Source organism: Streptomyces sp. NPDC025833 (assembly GCF_055558055.1).
Map to the genome: position 1 here is coordinate 511,616 of NZ_JBVHNF010000001.1, position 20,672 is coordinate 532,287.

The 20,672-nt window shown below is 75.3% G+C and carries 19 protein-coding genes and 1 tRNA gene; 8 read left to right on the forward strand and 12 right to left on the reverse strand.

Annotated features, from left to right (window positions below; genetic code table 11):
- The first annotated feature begins 15 nt into the window (after nucleotides 1–15).
- From ACZ4K2_RS02210 to ACZ4K2_RS02225, 4 genes are read left to right on the forward strand one after another with little or no spacing between them, the layout of a single operon-like run.
- The gene (locus tag ACZ4K2_RS02210) at nucleotides 16–450 is read left to right on the forward strand and encodes a GPW/gp25 family protein (RefSeq protein ID WP_467472280.1); all 435 of its coding nucleotides are present in this window, start codon (nucleotides 16–18) and stop codon (nucleotides 448–450) included.
- A complete protein-coding gene (locus ACZ4K2_RS02215; RefSeq protein ID WP_467472278.1) occupies nucleotides 450–2,411 on the forward strand; it encodes a putative baseplate assembly protein in 1,962 nt (653 codons plus the stop codon). The genes ACZ4K2_RS02210 and ACZ4K2_RS02215 overlap by 1 nt, the downstream gene beginning before the upstream one ends.
- The gene (locus tag ACZ4K2_RS02220; protein WP_467472275.1) at nucleotides 2,411–3,010 is read left to right on the forward strand and encodes a phage tail protein; all 600 of its coding nucleotides are present in this window, start codon (nucleotides 2,411–2,413) and stop codon (nucleotides 3,008–3,010) included. The genes ACZ4K2_RS02215 and ACZ4K2_RS02220 overlap by 1 nt, the downstream gene beginning before the upstream one ends.
- Nucleotides 3,007–4,410: an NADase-type glycan-binding domain-containing protein gene (locus tag ACZ4K2_RS02225; protein WP_467472273.1), complete on the forward strand. Its 1,404-nt coding sequence runs from the start codon at nucleotides 3,007–3,009 to the stop codon at nucleotides 4,408–4,410. Before ACZ4K2_RS02220 ends, ACZ4K2_RS02225 begins: the two co-directional genes overlap by 4 nt.
- A gap of 107 nt (nucleotides 4,411–4,517) precedes the next feature.
- Here the strand turns inward: ACZ4K2_RS02225 and ACZ4K2_RS02230 are convergent.
- Nucleotides 4,518–4,591: transfer RNA gene (locus ACZ4K2_RS02230), tRNA-Pro, on the reverse strand.
- A 124-nt stretch (nucleotides 4,592–4,715) separates the two neighbouring features.
- Between ACZ4K2_RS02230 and ACZ4K2_RS02235 the strand changes: the two genes are divergently transcribed.
- Entirely contained in the window at nucleotides 4,716–5,423 is a 708-nt protein-coding gene (locus ACZ4K2_RS02235; protein WP_467472272.1) for a transketolase, read from the forward strand.
- 32 nt (nucleotides 5,424–5,455) lie between these two features.
- The gene (locus ACZ4K2_RS02240; RefSeq protein ID WP_467472269.1) at nucleotides 5,456–6,376 is read left to right on the forward strand and encodes a transketolase family protein; all 921 of its coding nucleotides are present in this window, start codon (nucleotides 5,456–5,458) and stop codon (nucleotides 6,374–6,376) included.
- A gap of 168 nt (nucleotides 6,377–6,544) precedes the next feature.
- Here the strand turns inward: ACZ4K2_RS02240 and ACZ4K2_RS02245 are convergent, their stop codons facing one another.
- The 11 genes from ACZ4K2_RS02245 to ACZ4K2_RS02295 all read right to left on the reverse strand — a co-directional run bounded on the left by ACZ4K2_RS02245 (nucleotide 6,545) and on the right by ACZ4K2_RS02295 (nucleotide 18,285).
- Complete coding sequence (locus ACZ4K2_RS02245; protein WP_467472266.1) at nucleotides 6,545–7,834, reverse strand: MFS transporter; 1,290 nt, start codon at nucleotides 7,832–7,834, stop codon at nucleotides 6,545–6,547.
- Between the two features lie 121 nt (nucleotides 7,835–7,955).
- Nucleotides 7,956–8,315, reverse strand: a complete 360-nt coding sequence (locus ACZ4K2_RS02250; RefSeq protein WP_467472262.1) for an MmcQ/YjbR family DNA-binding protein — start codon at nucleotides 8,313–8,315, stop codon at nucleotides 7,956–7,958.
- 80 nt (nucleotides 8,316–8,395) lie between these two features.
- A complete protein-coding gene (locus ACZ4K2_RS02255) occupies nucleotides 8,396–9,298 on the reverse strand; it encodes a LysR family transcriptional regulator (protein WP_467472260.1) in 903 nt (300 codons plus the stop codon).
- Between the two features lie 31 nt (nucleotides 9,299–9,329).
- Nucleotides 9,330–10,523 (reverse strand): glycine C-acetyltransferase, encoded by a 1,194-nt coding sequence (locus tag ACZ4K2_RS02260; RefSeq protein ID WP_467472257.1) that lies wholly within the window; start codon nucleotides 10,521–10,523, stop codon nucleotides 9,330–9,332.
- A gap of 111 nt (nucleotides 10,524–10,634) precedes the next feature.
- The gene (gene tdh / locus ACZ4K2_RS02265; RefSeq protein ID WP_467472255.1) at nucleotides 10,635–11,663 is read right to left on the reverse strand and encodes an L-threonine 3-dehydrogenase; all 1,029 of its coding nucleotides are present in this window, start codon (nucleotides 11,661–11,663) and stop codon (nucleotides 10,635–10,637) included.
- 233 nt (nucleotides 11,664–11,896) lie between these two features.
- Nucleotides 11,897–12,490 (reverse strand): GAF domain-containing protein, encoded by a 594-nt coding sequence (locus ACZ4K2_RS02270; RefSeq protein ID WP_467472252.1) that lies wholly within the window; start codon nucleotides 12,488–12,490, stop codon nucleotides 11,897–11,899.
- 59 nt (nucleotides 12,491–12,549) lie between these two features.
- Nucleotides 12,550–13,149, reverse strand: coding sequence for a GTP-binding protein (locus tag ACZ4K2_RS02275; protein WP_467472250.1), 600 nt, complete (start codon nucleotides 13,147–13,149; stop codon nucleotides 12,550–12,552).
- Entirely contained in the window at nucleotides 13,127–13,498 is a 372-nt protein-coding gene (locus tag ACZ4K2_RS02280) for a DUF742 domain-containing protein (protein ID WP_467472820.1), read from the reverse strand. The genes ACZ4K2_RS02275 and ACZ4K2_RS02280 overlap by 23 nt, the downstream gene beginning before the upstream one ends.
- A 2-nt stretch (nucleotides 13,499–13,500) precedes the next feature.
- Nucleotides 13,501–13,935, reverse strand: coding sequence for a roadblock/LC7 domain-containing protein (locus tag ACZ4K2_RS02285; RefSeq protein WP_467472248.1), 435 nt, complete (start codon nucleotides 13,933–13,935; stop codon nucleotides 13,501–13,503).
- A gap of 98 nt (nucleotides 13,936–14,033) precedes the next feature.
- Entirely contained in the window at nucleotides 14,034–16,562 is a 2,529-nt protein-coding gene (locus tag ACZ4K2_RS02290; RefSeq protein ID WP_467472246.1) for a sensor histidine kinase, read from the reverse strand.
- Between the two features lie 538 nt (nucleotides 16,563–17,100).
- Nucleotides 17,101–18,285 (reverse strand): MBL fold metallo-hydrolase, encoded by a 1,185-nt coding sequence (locus ACZ4K2_RS02295; protein WP_467472244.1) that lies wholly within the window; start codon nucleotides 18,283–18,285, stop codon nucleotides 17,101–17,103.
- A gap of 264 nt (nucleotides 18,286–18,549) precedes the next feature.
- On the opposite strand from ACZ4K2_RS02295, the gene ACZ4K2_RS02300 reads away from it, so the two are divergent.
- Together ACZ4K2_RS02300 and ACZ4K2_RS02305 are read left to right on the forward strand one after the other, a co-directional pair.
- Nucleotides 18,550–19,728 carry a Glu/Leu/Phe/Val dehydrogenase dimerization domain-containing protein gene (locus ACZ4K2_RS02300; protein ID WP_467472239.1) on the forward strand — a complete coding sequence of 393 codons (1,179 nt, stop codon included), beginning with the start codon at nucleotides 18,550–18,552 and terminating at the stop codon, nucleotides 19,726–19,728.
- 43 nt (nucleotides 19,729–19,771) lie between these two features.
- Complete coding sequence (locus ACZ4K2_RS02305) at nucleotides 19,772–20,386, forward strand: TetR/AcrR family transcriptional regulator (RefSeq protein ID WP_467472236.1); 615 nt, start codon at nucleotides 19,772–19,774, stop codon at nucleotides 20,384–20,386.
- The last annotated feature ends 286 nt before the right edge of the window (nucleotides 20,387–20,672 follow it).

Here is a 20,672-nt window from a genome sequence, read left to right on the forward strand (position 1 = left end):
GCGGGTGGGGCGCTGATGGCCGAGCAGTTCGTCGGCTCCGGCTGGTCGTTCCCGCTGCGGATCGGCCCGACCGGAGGTATCGCCCTGGTCAGCGGCGAGCGGGAGGTCGAGGAGGCGATCCGGCTGGTGCTGTCGACCGCGCCGGGCGAGCGCCCGATGCGGCCGGACTTCGGCTGCGCGATCCACGACCTGGTGTTCGCGCCGGTCAACGAGCAGACCGCGGGCCGCATCCAGCACGAGGTCCACGTCAGCCTCGACCGGTGGGAGCCGCGCATCGAGGTGGCGGAGGTCGAGGTCACGGCGGGTGCGGACCGCAGCGTCCTCTACATCGACGTCCGCTACTCGATCCGCGGCACCAACAACCCGCGCAGCCTGGTCTTCCCCTTCTACGTCATTCCGTCCCACGACGAGCCGGGAGGCGACTCCCCGGCTCCGGAAAGCGACCGCTGATGGCCCTGCCCTCCCCGAACCTGGACGACCGCCGTTTCCAGCAGTTCGTCGACGACGCCAAGCGCTACATACAGCAGCGCGCCCCGGAGTGGACCGACCACAACGTCTCCGATCCGGGCGTCACCCTCATCGAGACGGTCGCGCACATGGCCGACCAGATCGTGTACCGGCTCAACCGGGTGCCGGAGAAGAACCACCTGGCCTTCCTGGACCTGGTGGGCATCACCCTGTTCCCGCCCACGGCCGCGCGCACGGACGTGACGTTCTGGCTGTCGGCCCCCCAGGAGGAGCCGGTGCGGGTGCCGCCCGGCACCGAGACGGCGACCGTGCGCACCGAGAGCGAGGAGGCGGTCGTCTTCGCCACCGAACGCGATCTCGCGATCGTCCCGTGCGCGTTGCGGCACCTGCTGGTGCAGCACCACGGCGAGGCGGCCGTGGACCGCACCCACGACCTCGCCGACGAGGACAAGGACGTCCTGTGCTTCGCGGAGTCGCCCCGTGTCGGCGACTCCGTGCTGCTGGGTCTGACCGCGGCCGTGCCGCACTGCGCGCTCGCGCTCGACCTGGACAGCAGGGTGGACGGCGTCGGTGTCGACCCGCGGCAGCCCCCGCTGGTGTGGGAGGCGTGGACGGCGGACGGCTGGCAGCCCTGCGAGGTCGACCGGGACGGCACCGGCGGCCTCAACCGGCCGGGCGAGGTGGTCCTGCACGTCCCGGGCGGGCACGTGCTGTCCCGCAACGCCGGCCGGGAGGCGGGCTGGCTGCGCTGCCGGGTCACCGAGCCGCTGGCCGGGCAGCCCTTCTACACCACCTCCCCGACGGTCCGCTCGGCCGAGGCGTTCACCGTCGGCGGCACCACGACCGCCGTGCACGCGGAGACCGTGCGCGACGAGGCGCTGGGCGAGTCGACCGGGCTGCCGGGGCAGCGGCTGCGTCTCACGCACGCGCCGGTGGTCGGCGACGACCCGCCGGTGCTGCTCCAGACCGCCGAGTACGAGGGGTGGACGGACTGGCGGGTGGTGCGCGACTTCGCGGCCTCCGGCCCGGCGGACCGGCACGTCACCCTGGACGCGGCGACCGGTGAGATCCGCTTCGGGCCGGCGGTGCGCGAACCGGACGGCTCGCTGCGCCAGTACGGGGCGGTCGCCGCGAAGGGCACCCCGGTCCGGGCCCGCCGCTACCGCACCGGCGGCGGCCGGGCCGGCAACGTGGCCCGGGGCGCCGTGCGGATCCTGCGCACCTCCATCCCGTACGTCTCCGAGGTGGTCAACCGGGAGGCGGCACGCGGCGGGGTGGACGGCGAGACGGTGGAGGAGGCCAAGGCCCGGGCGCCGATCACGCTGCGCGCCCAGGAGCGGGCGGTGACCCTGCGGGACTACGAGGAACTGGCCCGCCGCGCCGCGCCGGAGACCGCCCGGATCACCTGTCTGGAGGGTGAGGAGAGCGAGCACGGGGCGTACGCGGTACGGCTGCTGGTGGTGCCGCAGGCGGTGCCCGACCCGGGCGGCCGGCTCCGCTTCGAGCAACTGGTGCCCGGGGACGACCTGTTGGAGCGGATCACCCGGCACCTGGACGAACGCCGGCTGATCGGCACCCGGCTGGCGGTCGGCCCGCCGTACTACCAGGGGGTGACGGTGGTGGCCACGGTGCACGCGTTCCGCCGGGTGGACACCGACCGGGTCCGCCGGGAGGCGCACGACGCCCTCTACCGGCACCTGGATCCGCTGGCCGGCGGGGCGGACGGCACCGGCTGGCCGTTCGGCCGTCCGGTGCAGAGCGGCGAGGTGTTCGCGGTGCTCCAGCGGGTGCCGGGGGTGGAACTCGTCGACGAGGTGCGGCTGCACCCGGCGGATCCGCTGACCGGCAAGCGCGGCGACGCGACCGACCGCATCGACCTGTCGGCGCCGTCCCTGGTGTTCTCCTACGACCACCGTGTCCGGGTGATCGGGGACGGCTCCTGATGAGAGGCTCCATCGACGGCCTCGGCTCGTCCGCGCCGATCGGCAGGACGCTGCCCGCCGTGTTCGCCGACGACGACCTCGCGCAGCGGTTCGTCGCCGGCCTCGACGAGGTGCTGGCCCCCGTGCACAACGTGCTGGACTGCCTGGACACCTATTTCCGGCCCGCGCTGGCCCCGCTCGACTTCGCCCAGTGGCTGGGCGACTGGGTGGGGGCCGAGACCGAGGGCGTGGAGCGCGAGCCGCTCGTGCGGGCCGCCGTGGCCGCCGCCGCCCGTCTGCACCGCATCCGCGGGACGCGGCGCGGCCTGGTGGAGGCGGTGCGGCTCGCCTTCGGGGTGCGCCCGGAGGTCACCGAGAGCGGCGGCGCGTCGTGGGACGCCCGTCCGCTGGGCGCGTTCCCCGGTGCGGCCCGGCCCGCGCTCCACGTGCACCTGCGCCTGCCCGACCCGACCCCCGCGGACCGGCACCGCCTGGACGTCCTGGTGGCCGCCGTCCGCCCCGCCCACATGCCGTACACCGTGCGGGTGACCGCCGCGGACCGCGACGACACCGGCGGCGCCGAGCGCGCCGTACCCACCGAAAGGACCACCGAGCGATGACGACCCCCCAGAACTGCGCCGAATGCGGCACCCGCGCGGAACCGGGCCAGTCGTTCTGCGACGCCTGCGGGGCGGTGCTCGGCTGGACGGACCGGGCGGCGGCCCGGGCCGCGGCCCCCGCCCCGGCGGCCGGTGCGACGGCCCGCCCGGGCGCGGACGCCCCGGCCCGGGCGTCCGGGGACCGCCCGGAGGCACGCCCCGCCGCGGCCGGCCGGGTCCCGGACACCGCGGACGCCCCGACGCCGTCCCCGGCCGTGGCGGCCGGACCGGCCGGTCCGGCCGTCACGGCCGACGAGGGCCGGCCCGGCGCCCGCGCGGCGGCGGGCCCGGGTCCGGACCCGGCGCCGGATCCGGACCCGCACGCGCCGTACACCGCCCCGGCCGGGCCGCCCGCCGCCGCGCCGGACGACGACCCGTACCGCACGCCCCGGCCCGTGTCCGGGCCCGCGCCCACCGCACCGCTTCCGCGGGCGGCGCCCCCCGCGCCGGGCTCCGGCGGCGACGGCCTCGACCGCGCCCGCCGGCTCCTGGTCCCGGTCACCGATCCGGAGGCGCGGACCGCCGCGCCGCCCAGCGTCGAACCGGTGCTGCCCGGGCGCCCCGAGCAGCGGCGCCCGCGGGCGGTGCGGGCGCCCGGGGAGGAGGCCGGCACGCACGGGGGCACGCCCTGCCCCTGGTGCGGTACGCCCAACCGCCCCGAACGGCATTTCTGCGCGCGGTGCGCGATGCCCATGGCCGGTGAGCGCCCGGTGGTGGCCGGACGGCTGCCCTGGTGGCGGCGGCTGCGCTGGTCCGGCGACCGGGAGACCCCGTGGGCGGGCGACCGGCCGCGGCTGCGCCGGGTCTTCGACCGTGTGCTCGGCTGGCTGGGTGCCGCGCTGGTGCTGGCCCTGCTCGTCGCCCTGGTCGTCGGCATCCCCCAGGGCGTGCAGGCGACCCGCGACCACTTCGCCAAGCGCGCGCCGGTCGCCCCGGACGGCTACCGGGCCTCCCGCTCCTTCCCGGGCCACAAGCCCCAGCTCGCCTTCGACAAGCTCAACAACACCTGGTGGGGGCCGGGGGTGGCGGAGTCCGGGCAGGGTCAGTGGATCGAGGCCAGGTTCGCCGAACCGACCAGGCTGCTGGACCTGCTGATCACCCCCGGCGAGTCGATCCGCCCGGACCAGCTCTCCCGGTCCGCGCTCCCGCACCGCGTCGAGGCGCGCGTCACGGGCGCGGACGGCAGGACGACGACCCGTCGGCTCAACCTTGACCAGGGCGCGGGCCCCCAGCGCGTCCCGTTCCGGGTCGGCGAGGTCACCGCGGTCCGCTTCACCCTGGAGTCGGCCTACCAGCCGTCCCCGACCAAGCAGGTGGCGATCGCCGAGATCGAGTTCTTCGGCCCGTCCAACTCGTCCTGACCGGGTGCCTCCGCGACCGCGCCGGTCGCGGAGGCACCCGGCCCCGAAAACGGCCGAGGGCCGATTCGTATACCTCCGAATCGGCCCTGATCTGCGACTCTCACGAGTCGGGACGACAGGATTTGAACCTGCGACCCCTTGACCCCCAGTCAAGTGCGCTACCAAGCTGCGCCACGTCCCGGTGCGGTGTGACCTGGGCTTTCGCCCGGCCGAACGCGCAGGGAAACCATACCGCACTCGGCTCGGTGGTCGCGCACCCCGCGCGTCTTTGACCTCAAGCTATGTTGAGGTTGCAGTCTCGTCACATGACGATCACAACGAGTCACGGTGCCGCGTACGGCTACGCCGACCTGCCCCGGCTCCTCGGACTGATGACCGGCGACGAGAAGCACGGACCGGCGGCCACCTCCACCCTGGACGCCCTGTGGGTGCTCTACGACCGGGTCCTGCGGGTCGCCCCCGAGCGGCGGGACGACCCGGACCGCGACCGCTTCCTGCTGAGCAAGGGGCACGGGCCCATGGCGTACTACGCCGTGCTGGCCGCGAAGGGCTTCCTGCCCGCCGGTCTGCTGCCCGGCTTCGGGTCCTACGACTCCCCGCTCGGGCACCACCCGGACCGCGTGCTCGTGCCGGGGGCCGAGATCGGCAGCGGGTCGCTCGGGCACGGGCTGCCGATCGCCGTGGGCACCGCCCTGGGCCTGCGGGCGCAGGGCCGGCCAGGACCGGCGGTGTGGGTGCTGATCGGGGACGCCGAGCTGGACGAGGGCAGCAACCACGAGGCGATCGCCTTCGCCGGGCCGGCCGGCCTCGACCGGCTGCACACGGTCGTGATCGACAACTCCTCCGCCCGGCACGCGCTGCCCGGCGGGATCGCCGCCCGGTTCGAGGCGGCGGGCTGGTCCGCGCTGACCGTCGACGGGCGCGACCACACCGCGCTGCACGCCGCGTTCATCGCCCCGCACCCGGGCCGGCCGCACGTGGTGGTGGCCCGCGTCGAGCCCAAGACCGCCTGACCCCCTCCGCCTCCCCGAAAGGGCACACCGCCATGGACACCATGCGTGACCGCTTCGCCCCCGTCGTCTGCCGGCTGCTGGACGAGGACCCGCGGGTCGCGGTCGTCCTCGCCGAGATCGGCACGGACCCGTTCCGCGAGGCCGGACGCCGGCACCCCGACCGGGTGATCAACGTCGGCATCCGCGAACAGCTCCTGGTCGGAGCAGCGGCCGGACTGGCGCTCACCGGGCTGCGGCCCGTCGTGCACACCTTCGCCGCCTTCCTGGTGGAGCGGCCGTTCGAGCAGGTCAAGCTGGATCTCGGGCACCAGGGCGCGGGGGCGGTACTGGTCAGCGCCGGGGCCTCGTTCGACATGCCGGCCGGCGGCTTCACCCACATGGCGCCCGGCGACGTGGCCCTCCTGGACACGCTGGACGGCTGGACCGTGCACGTCCCCGGCCACCCGGACGAGGCGGAGACCCTGCTGCACCACGCGGTGGCCGCGGGCGACGACAAGGTGTACGTGCGCCTGTCCGTGCAGTCCAACCGGCAGGGCCGGGTGATCGACGGGCAGCGCCTCGTCACGGTCCGCGAAGGCCGCTCGGGTGTCGTCGTCGCCGTCGGCCCGGTGCTGGACGCGGTCCTCGCCGCCACCGAGGGCCTGGACGTGACCGTGCTCTACGCGACGACCGTCCGCCCCTTCGACGCGGCCGGGCTGCGCCGGGCGACCGGGGCGGCCGGCACGGACGTCGTGCTGGTCGAACCGTACCTGGCGGGGACGTCGACGGCGGCGGTGAGCGAGGCGCTGTCCGACGTGCCGCACCGGGTGCTCGGCCTCGGTGTCGGCCGCCGTGAGCTGCGCCGCTACGGCACGATCGCGGACCACGTCACCGCCCACGGCCTGGACCCGGCGGCCCTGCGGCAGCGCATCGGCGGCTTCGCGGGCGCCGGCCGGGTACCGGTGGGCGGGTGACCCTCGAGGCGGCCATACGGCCGGGCCGGGCCGGCCCACGGTGCGGCGCCCTACGCGGTGCGGCGGGCCGTCCCGGCACCGGCCGTGCCCGGGCGGTCCGGCGACGCGCGGCGCGGGGGCGCGGTGCCGGGCGCCGCGGACCCGGTCCGTTCGTCCGGTCCGGGATACCTACTGGGCGGGGGTCCGCTGGTCGGCCCGCACCAGGTCGCGTATCGCCGGGGTGGCGAGCAGGATCGCCGCCACGACCACGCTCACGACGCCGGCGGTCAGCAGGACGCGCCCGGCGCCCAGCGCCCCGGCCGCCGGCCCGGCGAGGGCCTGGCCGACCGGCAGCATGGCGAGCGATCCGGCCACGTCGTAGGCGTGGATGCGGTTGAGGACGTCCGCCGGGACCTGCGTCTGCACGGTGGTCGCCCACATCACGCCCCAGAACGACATGCCGGCGCCCGCGAGCGCGGCCCCGGCCGCCATGGCCGGCACCCCGAGGCCCGCCCCCACGGTCGCCGGGAAACCGCAGAACACGAAGAGCGCGAACGCGCCGGCCCGGAGCATGCGGCGCGGGCGCAGCCGGAGGGCGAGCAGGCCGCCGATCACCGTACCCGCGCCGAGCGCGGAGTTGACCAGGCCGTAGGCGCCCGGGCCGTGGTGCCGGACGACCTCGCTCGCCACCAGCGGGACGGTGGGGCCCCAGACGGCGATCATGTACAGGCACCAGACGGCTATCACGCCCCACAACCAGGTGCGCGAGCGGAACTCCCGCCAGCCGCCCGCGAGATCGTCACGGAAGACGCGCAGGGCGGAGGCGGTGGCGGCCCGGGGACCCGACGGCAGGGGCGGCAGCCGGAGCAGCAGCAGGCACAGGGCGCTGAGCGCGTAGGTGGTGGCGTGCGCGGCGAAGACCCCGCCGGGTGAGGCGAGACCGACCAGGACGCCGGCGACGGCGGGCCCCGCGAGCTGGGCCGCGGACTCGGCGAGCCGGATCGCCCCGTTCGCGCCCTGCACGTCCGCGGCGAGGCGCGGCACGGTGCTGGCCACGCCCGGCTGGAAGACCGCGCCGGCCACGCCGTTGACGATCCCGATGGCGCAGACCTGCCACAGCACCACGTGCCCGGTGAAGAAGAGCCCCGCGGCGAGGGACTGGCTGCCGAGCCGGACCAGGTCGGCCCCGATCATCAGCCTGCGGGTGCTGAACCGGTCGGCGATGACACCGCCGAAGACGACCAGGCCGGCGAAGGCCGCGGCCGTGGAGGCCATGGCGAGACCGACCGCGCCCGCCCCGTACCCGTGCTCCAGCAGGCCCGCGGCGAGGGCGACGGGCAGCATGGTGTCGCCGAGGCGGGCGACGGCCCGGGCCGCGAAGAACAGCGCGAAGTCCCGCGACCAGACGGCCGGCGCACCGGCCGCCGCCCCCCGCACCCCGTGGGCGGCGGCGCCGCGCCGCGCGTCCGTTCCGGTCATCCCCGGGCTCCCCTCCCTGCCTCGCGGCGCTCCCCCGGCGGGTCCGCCCGGCCGTGCCCCGGTCCGCGCCGCGTCCGTCGGCGGGATGATGCCACCTGCCCGGCCCCGCCCGCCGAGTTTCTCAGGTGCCGGCCGGCAGCCCCAGCGCGGGGTGGGCCTCCAGGAGCCGGGTCGGGGCGGCCTGGCGCCAGGAGTCGGCCAGGATGTCCCGCAGTTCGTCCTCGTCCTCCAGGGCGGCGAGTCTCGCTCTCACCCAGGCGAACTGCGCCTCGTGCCCGGCGATCCAGAACTTCTCCGGCTCGGCCAGCACCAGTTCGTCGCGCTCGTCCTTGGGGCAGCGCACGGCGATGGACGACTCGTCCTCGGGAAGGGTGGCGAACATCTTCCCGGCCACCCGGAACGTGGGCATGTTCCACGCGACCTTCTCCGAGGTGTCCGGCAGGGACAGGGCGATTCGGCGTACGTCTTCTGCGTCCGGCATGCCACGCACCGTAGCCCCTGCCACTGACAGCGGTCCGGCGCCGGTGTCCGGTGGCGACGGCCGGCCGGGGCGCGCGGGCCTCACATCCGGGCCGCATCGCCCAGCGCGTCCAGCACCGGGCGGATCAGCGGGTGCCCCTCGGCTCCGCGGCGGACCGCGGCGAACACCCGGCGGGTCGGGGCGACGCCGTCGACGGGGCGGACGACCACGCCGGCGAGGTCCATGCCGCGCAGCGCGGAGCGCGGTACGAGGGCCACGCCCGCGTCGGCCGAGGCGAGCGCGACGACGGCGCGGAAGTCGTCGGAGGAGTGCTCCAGGCGGGGCTGGAAGCCGGCGCTCTCGCAGGCCAGGACGACCACGTCGTGGCAGGGGTTGCCCGGGTACGGACCGATCCAGGGGTCCTTGGCCAGCTCCGCGAGGGGCACCTCGGGGGCGTCCGCCAGGCGGTGCCCGAGCGGTACGACCGCGTCGAACGGCTCGGCGTAGAGCGGGACGTGGGTCAGGCGCGGGTCGTCGGCCGGCGGCGCCCCCCGGTACTCGACGGCGACCGCGACGTCGACCTGCCGGTCCAGGACCATGGGCAGGCTCGCGTCGCCCTCGGCGTCCTGGACGCGGATCCGTATGCCGGGCGCGACGGCGGCGAGCCGGGCCACGGCCGGCGCCACCACCTGGGCGATGCCGGTCGCGAAGGCGGCCACGGTGACCGTGCCCGCCTCCCCGGAGCCGTAGGCGGCCAGTTCCGCCTCGGCGCGCTCCAGTTGGGCGAGGACCACGTGGGTGTGGCCGAGCAGGATCTCGCCGGCCGGAGTGAGCCGTACCCCCTTGGCCCCGCGCTCGACCAGGCGGTGGCCGGTCTCCTGCTCCAGCGCCGTGAGCTGCTGGGAGACGGCGGAGGGGGTGAGGTAGAGCGCGGCGGCCGCCGCGGTCACCGTGCGGTGGTCGGCCACCGCGCGGAGGATGTGGAGCCGCCGTGCTTCGATCATGCCCTCGATTATCCCAGGGTGTCCGCCCTGGTCAGCCCTCCAGTTCGGCGCGTGCGGCGACGAACGCGCCGACCGCGCGGTGCACGTCGTCCGCGGAGTGCGCGGCGGAGAGCTGGACGCGGATGCGGGCCTGGCCCTGCGGGACCACCGGGTAGGAGAAGCCGATCACGTAGACCCCGCGCTCCAGCAGCAGTTCGGCCATCCGGCCCGCCTTCGACGCGTCGCCGATCATGACCGGGGCGATGGCGTGCTCGCCGGGGAGGATGTCGAAGCCCTCCTCGGTCATCCGGCGGCGGAACAGCGCGGTGTTCTCGGCGAGCCGGACGCGCAGGTCGTCGGCGGACTCCAGCAGGTCGAGGACCTTCAGGGAGGCGGCGGCGATCACCGGGGCGAGGGTGTTGGAGAACAGGTAGGGGCGCGAGCGCTGGCGCAGCAGGGCGACGATCTCGGCCCGGGCGGCGACATAGCCGCCGGAGGCGCCGCCGAGGGCCTTGCCGAGGGTGCCGGTGATGATGTCGACGCGGTCCATGACGCCGTGCAGCTCGGGGGTGCCGCGGCCGGTCGGGCCGACGAAGCCGACGGCGTGCGAGTCGTCGACCATGACCATCGCGTCGTAGCGGTCGGCGAGGTCGCAGATCTCCGCGAGGGGCGCCAGGTAGCCGTCCATGGAGAAGACGCCGTCGGTGACGATCAGGCGGCGCCGGGCGTCGGACGCCTCCTTGAGCTTGGTCTCCAGGTCCGCGAGGTCGCGGTTGGCGTAGCGGAAGCGGCGGGCCTTGGACAGGCGGATGCCGTCGATGATGGAGGCGTGGTTGAGGGCGTCGGAGATCACCGCGTCCTCCTCGCCGAGCAGGGTCTCGAAGACACCGCCGTTGGCGTCGAAGCAGGAGGAGTACAGGATCGTGTCCTCCTGGCCGAGGAACGCCGACAGCCGGGCCTCCAGCTCCTTGTGCACCTCCTGGGTGCCGCAGATGAAGCGGACGGAGGCCATGCCGTAGCCCCAGCGGTCCAGGGCCTCGTGGGCGGCGGCGACCACCTCGGGGTGGTCGGCGAGGCCGAGGTAGTTGTTGGCGCAGAAGTTGAGGACCTCGCCGGGACGGCCGCCGGCGGTGACGTTCACGGTCGCGGACTGCGGGGTGCCGATGACCCGCTCGGGCTTGTGCAGGCCGGCGGCGCGGATCTCGTCCAGGGTGGCGCGCAGGTCGTCGCGGACGGTCTCGAACATGGGGATTCTCCTGGAGGTGCTGACGGGTCGGGGGCGTGCGCGTGCCGCGGGTGCCGCTGGGGACGGGGTGCCGCGGCCGACGGGGGTGCCGCGGCCGGCGCGGCACCGCGCTCAGGCGGTCCAGTCGAGGATGACCTTGCCGCCCTTTCCGCTCGCGGCGTCGGCGAAGGCGGCCTCGAAGTCGCGGTAGCCGTAACGGCCGGTGATCACGGGGGCCAGGTCGAGGCCGCCCTCCAGCAGCACCGACATCGCGTACCAGGTCTCGAACATCTCCCGGCCGTAGATGCCCTTGATCGTGATCATGGAGGTGACGATCCGGGACCAGTCGACCGCGAACTCCTCGGCGGGCAGGCCGAGCATGGCGATCCGGCCGCCGTGCGTCATGTTGGCGAGCATCTCGCGCATGGCCTCGGGCCGGCCGGACATCTCCAGGCCGATGTCGAAGCCCTCGCGCAGCCCCAGCTCCCGCTGTCCGTCGGCGATGGTGGCTCCGGCGACGTTCAGCGCCAGGCTCACCCCTATCTTGCGGGCGATCTCCAGGCGCTCCTCGCTGACGTCGGTGACGACGACGTTGCGGGCGCCCGCGTGCCGGGCCACGGCGGCGGCCATGAGGCCGATCGGGCCCGCGCCGGTGATCAGGACGTCCTCACCGACCAGCGGGAAGGACAGGGCGGTGTGGACGGCGTTGCCGAACGGGTCGAAGATCGCGGCGACGTCGAGGTCGACGGGGACCCGGTGCACCCACACGTTGGACGCGGGCAGGGCCACGTACTCGGCGAACGCGCCGTCGCGGCCGACGCCGAGGCCGACGGTGGCCCGGCACAGGTGGCGGCGGCCGGCCAGGCAGTTGCGGCACTTGCCGCACACCAGGTGGCCCTCGCCGCTGACCCGGTCGCCGCCGCGGATGTCGGTCACGTCCCGCCCGACCTCGACCACCTCGCCGACGAACTCGTGACCGACCACGAGCGGCGTGCTGATGGCCTGCTGGGCCCAGCCGTCCCAGGACCTGATGTGCAGGTCGGTGCCGCAGATACCGGTCCGCATGACCTTGATCAGTACGTCACCGGGGCCGATGGCCGGCTCCGGGACGTCCGTCAGCCACAGACCCGGCTCCGCCTTCTCCTTGACCAGCGCCTTCAACGCTACGGCTCCTGAGGGACGGGACCCGGCCCGCGGGCATGCCGAACGAGCCCGCACCGGGTCAGAGGGGTGGAATCACCCTGCAATCTGCCGTATGCGCGGGCCGCGGTCCATCGAGCTTTTCTTAACCGGCGCCACAGCTTTCCTTCACGCGTGCCGCCCGTCCGTGCCGCCGGGCCCGCAATCACGGCCCTCCCGGTGCCGGCCGCCCCGCCTCGCCCGGTGTCCGGGCGTCAGAGAGGCGGTCCGTCCCCGGTACTCCGTTCGAGGCGGGCGACGAGATCCGCGGCGAGCGCCTTGATGGTCTCCAGGCCCGGCCTGCCCCAGGCGCGGGGAGCCGTGTGGGCGGCGCACACGGTGCCGAGCGCCATTCCGGAGCCGTCGATGAGGGGGGCGCCGAGATAGGAGCGGATGCCGAACTCGTCGACGACCGGATTGCCCGCGAACCGCGGATAGTCGCCGACGTCGTCGAGGACCAGTGCCTTGCGGCGCACCACCACATGGGGGCAGAACCCGTGGTCGCGCGGCAGCACCCGGCCGATCCCGGCCCTGCCGTCGTCCTCGCGGGCGGCGGGCGCGGTGGCGTTGGCGGGCGTGGTGGCGGGGGCGCTCAGGCCCGCGAAGAACTGGTGGTCCTCGGCGATGAAGTTGACCATGGCGTACCGCGCGCCGGTGAGCCGGGCGAGGTGGCCGGCGAAGGCGTCGAGCGCCGGGTCGGGCCGGTCGGCCAGGCCGAGCCGGCGCAACCGGTCGACGCGGGCCGGTGCCTCCCTGTCCTCGGGGGTGAGCAGCAGGCCCCGGACCGGCCGGGGCGGCTCGTAGCTCATGGCCGGGCTCCGTCGCTGTGGGCGTACCTCATAGGGGCTCCATGGGCGGTAGGGCGGGATCACATGTGGGCGCCATGGCTGGGCATGGGCTCCGGAGTGTGGGCGAGCAGGTGGCGTACGAGGGTGAGCAGGGTCTGCACCCCGGAGCTGGAGATCCGGGCGTCGCAGCACACCACCGGCACCTCGGGGTCGAGGTCGATCGCGGTCCGCACCTCGTCGGCGTCGTAGCGGTGGGAGCCGTCGAACTCGTTGACGGCGACGACGAAGGCGAGCCCGCGCTCCTCGAAGAAGTCCACGGCGGCGAAGCAGTCCTGCAAGCGGCGGGTGTCGGCGAGGATCACCGCGCCGAGCGCGCCCTCGGACAGCTCGTCCCACATGAACCAGAACCGCTCCTGTCCCGGTGTGCCGAAGAGGTAGAGCACGTGTTCCTGGTCGAGGGTGATCCGGCCGAAGTCCATGGCGACCGTGGTCTCCGTCTTGTTCTCGACCCCGTCGAGGCTGTCCGTGCCGACGCCGACCGTGGTGAGCAGCTCCTCCGTGCTGAGCGGCGCGATCTCGCTCACCGCGCCCACGAAGGTCGTCTTGCCCACGCCGAACCCGCCCGCGACCAGGATCTTGAGCGCGGTGGGGAACGGGTCAGAGCTGTCGTCGTAGTCCATCGAGCACTGCCTCCAGCAGAGACCGGTCAGTGGGGACGTGGTGGTAGGCGGGCGGCTTCGTGGTGAGCGCACCGCAGTCGACCAGGTCGGAGAGCAGCACCTTGGTGACCCCCGCGGGCAGCTTCAGCTGGGCGGCCGCCTCGGCGACCGACACGGGCGCGCGGCACAGGTCGAGTGCCTGCGCGTGCTCCGGACCGAGGTGGCCGAGCGGGGTGGCGCCGGTGGTCATCACCTGCGACATCAGGTCGAGGGCGACGCTGGGTCTGGTGCGGCCGTCGCTGACGGTGAAGGGGCGCACCAGCCGTCCGGCCGCGTCGTCCAGCCAGGGTCCGTCGCCGGCCGCGACCACGGTCAAGGCCTCGGCACCGCGGAGCCGGCGGCGTGCTGCCGGGGGGCGGTCACCAGGTAGGGGCGCACGCTCTTGACCAGCATGGCCATCTCGTAGCCGAGCACCGCCGCGTCGGCCTCGCGGCCGGCCAGCACGGCGAGGCAGGTGCCGGAGCCGGCGGTGGTGACGAAGAGCAGGGTCGCGTCGAGTTCGACGACGACCTGGCGGACCTCCCCGCCGTCGCCGAACCGGACGCCCGCGCTGCGGCCGAGGGAGTACAGGCCGGAGGCCAGGGCCGCCATGTGGTCGGCGCTGTCCGCGTCGAGTCCGTGCACGGACTTGACCAGTCCGTCGCAGGACAGGAGCACCGCGCTGGTGGTGTGGGGCACGCGCTGCACGAGGCCGCTCAGCAGCCAGTCGAGGTCGGTCGCGTGGACGGTCGGCGCGTCGCTCGCCATGGTGGATCGACTCCTTGGGGTACGAAGATCTGCGGGAGCGCTGGGAGGGGGTGCGGGTGGGGTGCGGCTGGGGCTGTGGCGTACGGGTGCGGCGGCGGTCATCCGGCCGGGGTGCTCCCCTCGGTTCCGCCGGGGCCGTGGATGCCGTCGGTGGTGCGCGCGTGAGTCTGGGTGTGCGCCTGGACCTGCGCCTGCGCCTGCGCCTGCGCCTGCGCCTGGGGTATGGAGGCGGAGGGCGTGGACGCCGGGGGTGTGTGGTCCGGGACCGTGTGGTCTGGGGCTGTGTGCTCCGGGCCCATGGTGCGCGCACCCATGTCGGGCGCACCCATGGTGAGCGCGCCCATGTCGGGCGAGCCGATGTGGTGCGCACCTGTGTCGGGCGAGGCCGTGTAGTGCGCCCCCATGGAATGGGAGCCCGGAGCGGTGTGGCCAGGGCCGCCGTGCTCGGGCCGTACGCGTGGCGGCTCGGTGGGTTCGGCCCCGGAGTACGCCGACAGGTGCGTACCCCCCATGTGCGGATCGCCTGTGTGGGCCGGCCCCAGGTGCTCGTACGCCGTCCCGTGCGGAGGCGTGGGTGTGGGCAGGTGCATCGGCCTCTGCGTCGGGAGGTATGTGCCGTGCGCGGGGGTCCCGTACCCGGGCACGGACTCGTCGTGCTCCGCTTCCAGGTTCTGCTGGGCCTCGGCGAGTCCGATCCCGCGCCGGAAGGCGGCCATCAGGCCGGGGTCGTGCCCGGCGGCGGCGTCGGTGTCCGGGCGAGGGGCCGGGCCGCCGCGCAGTTGGGGCACGAGGTGCTCCTGGGCGCGTCGGCGGGGCAGCCGGGGCTTGTCCATGGTGCCGCGCACGGGACTCACGCGCGGGGTGGGCGGGATGCCCGCGTGCGCCTCCACCGCCTCCCGGTCGTCGGCGCCGATGCCGGGCACCGCCTCGGCGGGAGTGGGGCGCGACGCGTCGGCGCCGCGCACCGGAAGCGGGGGCGGGGCGCCTGCCCCGCGTGCCTCGCCCCCGGTCTCGCGTGCCCCGCCCTCGGCCTCGTGCCGTCCGGATCCGCGCTGTGCGTGCCTGCGCCGCCCGGTGGCCGGGGCCTGACCGCTGCCCGTCCCGTCTCCTTCCCGGGCTCCGCCGCCGCTCCCGGCCTCCGCGGCGGAGCCGTGCCCGGTCGGCGTGCCGCTTCCGGCTGCACCGCCAACTCCGGCCACACCGCCGGTGCCGGCCGCACCGCCGCCTCCGGCCGCACCGCTGCTTCCGGCCCCGCCGTGCGGCGCCGGCACCCGGCCCGGTTCCCGCGCGGGCGCGGGTACGGACGCCCGCACCCGCGCCGTCACACCGCTGTCCACCGGCGACGGCGACGGCGGCTGCGGCTGCGGCTGCGGTGGGGCGGTGTCGGGAACGGCGCCGGGAGCCGCTCCCGGGGAGGCCGGCACGTTGCCCAACACGGCCTGCGGGATGACGAGTACGGCCTGTACACCGCCGTAGATGTTGCCCTGGAGCCGTACGTGGATGCCGTGCCGCCGGGCGAGCTGTGAGACGACGTAGAGGCCGATGCGGCCATCGGCCAGCAGGCTCGCGACGTTGACCTGGTCGGGGTCGGTGAGCAGGGCGTTCATCCGTTTCTGCTCGGTGACGGGCATGCCCAGGCCGCGGTCCTCCACCTCCACGGCGAGCCCGGAGGTGACGAGGTCGGCACGGAGCAGTACCTGGGTGTGCGGGGCGGAGAACACCGTGGCGTTCTCGATGAGTTCGGCGAGCAGGTGGATGACGTCGGCGACGGCGTGACCGCGCACCTCGCCGGCGACGGGCGGCACCAGTCTGACCCGGGAGTACTGCTCGACCTCGGCGATGGCGGAGCGCAGCACCTCGGTCATGCCGACCGGCTTGCTCCACTGCCGGCGGGAGACGGCGCCGCCGAGCACGGCCAGGTTCTCGGCGTGCCGCCGGATCCGGGTGGCCAGGTGGTCCACGTGGAACAGGCCCTTGAGCAGGTCCGGGTCCTCGATCTCGTTCTCCAGGTCGTCGAGGATCGAGATCTCCCGGTGCACGAGGGACTGGAGCCGGCGCGCGAGGTTGACGAACACCTCCAGCTTCTGTTCGCTGCCCCGCTGGCTGGAGAGCTGGGCGGCGCGCACCACGGCGGTGACCGCGCCGTCGTGCGCGCGTGCCAGGTCGGCGGCGAGCAGCTCGAAGTCGTCGGCGTCGGCCGGGGGCCGGGGCCGGGCCCCCGGTCGCGTCGGGACCTCGCCCCGGCGGAGCGCGTCCACCAGGGCGTTCAGGTCGGTCTCGCCCCGGGCGGCGGCGCGGCGGAGTCCGTCGAGGCGGTCGGCGATCGAGCCGGCGGCGCGGTCGGCGGCGACGGCGGCGATCAGGATGCCGGCCACGGCCACGGTGACCGCTCCGGCGAGCACGGCCCACAGGGCGGGCCCCGTGCGTGCGCCGGTGGAGCGGACGCTGAACAGCACCGCCGCGCAGGCGCTGAGCGCGACCGCGAGGGGTGGCAGGACGGCGAGCCGCATGAGCTGGGGCCGTATGTGTGTCTCGGGCGGTGCGGGAGCGGGTCGGACGACCGGACGCCCGTGCCGGCCGCCCTCGCGGCGGTCGGCGCGGCTGGCCGGTGCTCGGAGGTGAGACATCTGCGTCCTCGTACTGATCCGTCGGGCCTGGTGTCCTCGTGCGATGCGCGCCGCGGGCATGTGGCCGAGCGGCCATGCGGGCGTGCGTCATCGCGGCACCGGCCGACGGGCCGGTGAACCGGCCGTGCGTCGCCCGGCGGACACTCACAGTAGTTGCCTGAGAATCATGTGCGGCGGGCAGTTGACAAACTCCCCCGAGGAGCGTCCCGCTCTGGTATGAGGCGTCGTACGACAGTCCGGTGGCCACCGCTCGGCGCGCGACCGAATCCGGGCGGGATCGATCCGACCTGGTCAGGAGTGGACATCGACGGAAGGGCCGAGGGATCGGCAGGAGGATCGCCCTCGGCTGCGCGCCTGGCGGCCGGGCCGTCGGACGCGCGACCCCTCACCGGACCCGGAACCACTCCGGCGCCTGCCCGCGCGCCCGCGACCCGCCCCACCCTCGCCGTCGACTACGGAAAGCCACGGCTTTGGCCTTGAGTGGGGCGGCCGTCGAAACGGGCAGGGGCTCCCCGGACGTGGGGGTGGGCGGGGTGGCTCAGCCGATGTGGTCGTGGGCGCCGCGCGCGGGCGGCTCGGCCACGAACGCCCCCACCGAGCGCCAGGTGCGCCGGACCTCGCCCGCCACGCCACGCCACCACGCCTCGGCGGGCAGCTTGCCCGCGGGTTCGAAGGGCTCGCCCGGCCGGGGCAGGGCCACCGCCTGGCCGGCCTCCGCGGCGGCCTCCTTGGTCCACTCCGCCGGCTCGGCCCACGGGTGCGGGGCCAGGTTGAACGTGCCCCAGTGGATCGGCAGCAGCGCGCCGTGCGGCGCTCCGCCCTGGAGGTCGAGGTGGGCGCGCAGCCCCTCCTCGGGCGTCATGTGGATGTCGGGCCAGAACTCGCTGTACGCGCCGATCTGGATCATCGTGGCGTCGAACGGGCCGTGCACGGCGCCGATGTCCTTGAAGCCCTCGAAGTAGCCGGTGTCCCCGCTGTGGTAGATCCGGTGCTCCTCGCCGGCGACGGCCCAGGACGCCCAGAGGGTGTGCTGGGTGTTGCGCAGGCCCCGGCCGCAGAAGTGGCGGGCCGGGGTGGCGGTGAGCGTGAGTCCGCCGACCCGGGTGGACTCGTGCCAGTCCAGCTCGCGCAGCCGGTCCGGGGACACGCCCCAGTGTTCGAGGTGCGCGCCGACGCCGAGGGGCACGGCGAACAGGGTGTCGGTGCCGGCCAGCGCCTTGATGGTGGGCAGGTCCAGGTGGTCGTAGTGGTCGTGAGAGATGACGACGACGTCGACCGGGCCGAGCGCGGCCAGGGGCAGCGGCACCGGATGCAGCCGCTTGGGACCGGCGAAGCGGAACGGGGAGCAGCGCTCGCCCCAGACGGGGTCGAACAGGACGCGGTGGCCGTCGATCTCGGCCAGCACGCCGGAGTGGCCCATCCAGGTCAGCCGCAGCCCGGTGGCGGGCGGCTCGGCCAGGTCCCTGTAGGTGGTGGGGTGCACCGGCACGGTGCCCCCGGGGGCGCGCAGCGGCCGGGTCTCCTTGTCGAGGAAGACCTTGGCGAGGTCGAGCGAGGAGCCGGAGGGCCGGGTCCGGGCGGGGCCGCCGGGATTCTGGAAGACGCCGTCCTTGAAGTGGGGCGAGCGGCGGATGCGTGCCAGGCGCTCACCGCCCGGGTCCGCGCCGAACGCGGCGGGGCGCAGCGCGCGCAGCCCGGAGCTCGGAGAACGCAAACCGGTCACATTACCTCCCGGTGGAGTGGGTGAGGCCCTCCATTATGGTCGGCGCCTCACGCGGCCCGGGCCGGGCGGGTGGGCGGTGCCGCCGCCGGGCCTCCGTCCGGTTCGTTGACAGCGTCCTCACCCGTCCCGATACTGACTCGCGGTTCAGTAGTGTCCACCGCACCCGCACCGCACCCGAGCCCCCGTCCACCGCTCCCCACCGTTCCCCACCTCCCCCACCGCTTCCCCACCCCCCGCTTCCCCCCACTCCCCCGGAGAGACCGCATGACCACCCCCCTGTTGTCGCTCGTATGGACCGATCACGTCACCGGCCGCCAGGGCTTCCTGGTCGTGGACCGGCTGGTGCGGGGGGTGGCCAGCGGCGGGCTGCGGATGCGGCCGGGCTGCACCCTGGAGGAGGTGACGGGGCTCGCCCGCGGCATGACGGTGAAGGAGGCCCTGCACTACGACCCCGGGAGCCGCTACATCCCCCTCGGCGGTGCGAAGGGCGGCATCGACGCCGATCCGCGCGACCCGGAGTCGTACGGGCTCCTGGTCCGCTACCTGCGGGCCGTGCGCCCGTACGTCGAGAGCCTCTGGGCCACCGGCGAGGACCTGGGGCTCGGCCAGGACACGGTGGACCGCGCGGCGGCCGAGGCGGGGCTGGTCTCCACCGTGCAGGCGGTGTATCCGCTGCTGGACGACGAGCCGGCTGCCCGCGCGAGGCTCGCGGACGCCTTCGCGGTCGAGGTGGACGGCATCGGCCTGGACGGGCTGGCCGGCGGCTGCGGGGTCGCCGAGTCGGTGCTGACGGCCCTGGACCGGGCGGCGGTTCCGTACGCGGGCACCCGGGTCGCCGTGCAGGGGATGGGCACGATGGGCGGGGCCACGGCGCGCTTCCTCGCGCGCGCGGGGCTGACGGTGGTGGCCGTGGCCGACCTCAAGGGCACGATCGCCAATCCGGCCGGCCTCGACGTGGAGGCGCTGCTGGCGGCGCGGGACGGACACGGCACCGTCGACCGGGGCGCGTTGCGCCCGGAGGACCGCGAACTGCCGGGCGACGCCTGGCTGTCCGCGGACGCGGAGGTGCTGGTACCGGCCGCCGTGTCGTACGCGATCGACGGCGCCAACCAGGGGCGGATCCGGGCGCGCTGGATCGTGGAGGCCGCCAACATGCCCGTCGTACCCGAGGCGGAGGCGCCGCTGGCCGCGCGCGGGGTGACGGTGCTGCCGGACGTGGCGGTCAACTCCGCGACGAACGCCTGGTGGTGGTGGACGCTGTTCGGTGACATCGGCGCGGACGCCGACGAGGCGTTCGCGCACATCCGCCGGGCCATGCGCACGCTGGTCGGTGCGCTGCTGGACCGTGTGGAGGCCGACGGGACGAGCCCGCGCGCGGCGGCGCACGCCCTGGCGGCCGACCGGCTGCCGGTGATCGCGGAGCGCTTCGGCCGGTACCGCTGACCGACCCGGCGGCGTCGGCCGCCCCGTGGCCTAGGGTGACCCCGTGGCGAGAGTGCGGTTGAGCGTGGCGGAGCGGCGGGAGGAGCTGCTGCGGGCCGCCATCGAGCAGATCGAGGCGCGGGGCGTGGCGGAGGTCAGGATCGCCGACGTGGCCGCGGCCCTAGGGGTGAGCAACGCGCTGGTGCTGTACCACTTCTCCACCAAGGAGAAACTGGTCGCCGCCGCGTTCGCGTACGCGGCCGAGGGCGATCTCGCGCACCTGCGCAGGCTGCTGGGCCGGCGGACCACCGCGCTGCGCCGGCTGCGGGCGGCGGTGCGCTGGTACGCGCCGACCGGCCAGGCGAAGGGCTGGCGGCTGTGGATCGAGGGCTGGGCCGTGGCGCTGCGGGAGCCGGCCCTGCGGGAGGTCACCCGGGACCTGGACAGGCAGTGGAAGGCGGCACTCGCCGAGGTCGTCGCCGAGGGTGTGGCGGCGGGCGAGTTCGCGTGCGCGGACCCGGCCGGTGCGGCCCTGCGGCTGACCGCGCTGCTGGACGGGTTGGCGGTGCAGCTGACGTCGTACCCGGGCGCGGTGGCGCGGGCCCGGGCGCGGGAGTGGGTGGACGACGCCCTCGCCCGTGAACTGGGCCTGGACCGCAGCGCCTTGACCGCCCGGTAGCGACGGGCGGGCCTGCCCCCCCCGCCGGGCACCGCGCCGCCCGCGCGAACCGTCGCGGGCCGTGTCGCGCGGGCTGCCCCCGCCTACCGCCGGGCCCCCTCGCCCCCTCCCTCCAGACCTCCTCCTTCCAGGCCCCCTCCTTCCGGCTCGTCGATAGCCCGGGAGCCGTGCCGAACCGCCGCCGGGCCGGGGGGGGGGGGGGGGGGGGGGGGGGGGGGGGCGCGGGCCGGCGGGGGGGGGGGGGGGGGGGGTGGGGGGGGGGGGGGGCGGGCCGCGGGGGGCGGGG

Excerpts from the sequence above, each read along its gene's own strand:
- ACZ4K2_RS02210 (WP_467472280.1), top strand. The coding sequence starts at position 16 with ATGGCCGAGCAGTTCGTCGGCTCCGGCTGGTCGTTCCCGCTGCGGATC.
- ACZ4K2_RS02215 (WP_467472278.1), top strand. The coding sequence starts at position 450 with ATGGCCCTGCCCTCCCCGAACCTGGACGACCGCCGTTTCCAGCAGTTC.
- ACZ4K2_RS02220 (WP_467472275.1), top strand. The coding sequence starts at position 2,411 with ATGAGAGGCTCCATCGACGGCCTCGGCTCGTCCGCGCCGATCGGCAGG.
- ACZ4K2_RS02225 (WP_467472273.1), top strand. The coding sequence starts at position 3,007 with ATGACGACCCCCCAGAACTGCGCCGAATGCGGCACCCGCGCGGAACCG.
- ACZ4K2_RS02235 (WP_467472272.1), top strand. The coding sequence starts at position 4,716 with ATGACGATCACAACGAGTCACGGTGCCGCGTACGGCTACGCCGACCTG.
- ACZ4K2_RS02240 (WP_467472269.1), top strand. The coding sequence starts at position 5,456 with ATGGACACCATGCGTGACCGCTTCGCCCCCGTCGTCTGCCGGCTGCTG.
- ACZ4K2_RS02245 (WP_467472266.1), bottom strand. The coding sequence starts at position 7,834 with ATGACCGGAACGGACGCGCGGCGCGGCGCCGCCGCCCACGGGGTGCGG.
- ACZ4K2_RS02250 (WP_467472262.1), bottom strand. The coding sequence starts at position 8,315 with ATGCCGGACGCAGAAGACGTACGCCGAATCGCCCTGTCCCTGCCGGAC.
- ACZ4K2_RS02255 (WP_467472260.1), bottom strand. The coding sequence starts at position 9,298 with ATGATCGAAGCACGGCGGCTCCACATCCTCCGCGCGGTGGCCGACCAC.
- ACZ4K2_RS02260 (WP_467472257.1), bottom strand. The coding sequence starts at position 10,523 with ATGTTCGAGACCGTCCGCGACGACCTGCGCGCCACCCTGGACGAGATC.
- ACZ4K2_RS02270 (WP_467472252.1), bottom strand. The coding sequence starts at position 12,490 with ATGAGCTACGAGCCGCCCCGGCCGGTCCGGGGCCTGCTGCTCACCCCC.
- ACZ4K2_RS02275 (WP_467472250.1), bottom strand. The coding sequence starts at position 13,149 with ATGGACTACGACGACAGCTCTGACCCGTTCCCCACCGCGCTCAAGATC.
- ACZ4K2_RS02285 (WP_467472248.1), bottom strand. The coding sequence starts at position 13,935 with ATGGCGAGCGACGCGCCGACCGTCCACGCGACCGACCTCGACTGGCTG.
- ACZ4K2_RS02290 (WP_467472246.1), bottom strand. The coding sequence starts at position 16,562 with ATGTCTCACCTCCGAGCACCGGCCAGCCGCGCCGACCGCCGCGAGGGC.
- ACZ4K2_RS02300 (WP_467472239.1), top strand. The coding sequence starts at position 18,550 with ATGACCACCCCCCTGTTGTCGCTCGTATGGACCGATCACGTCACCGGC.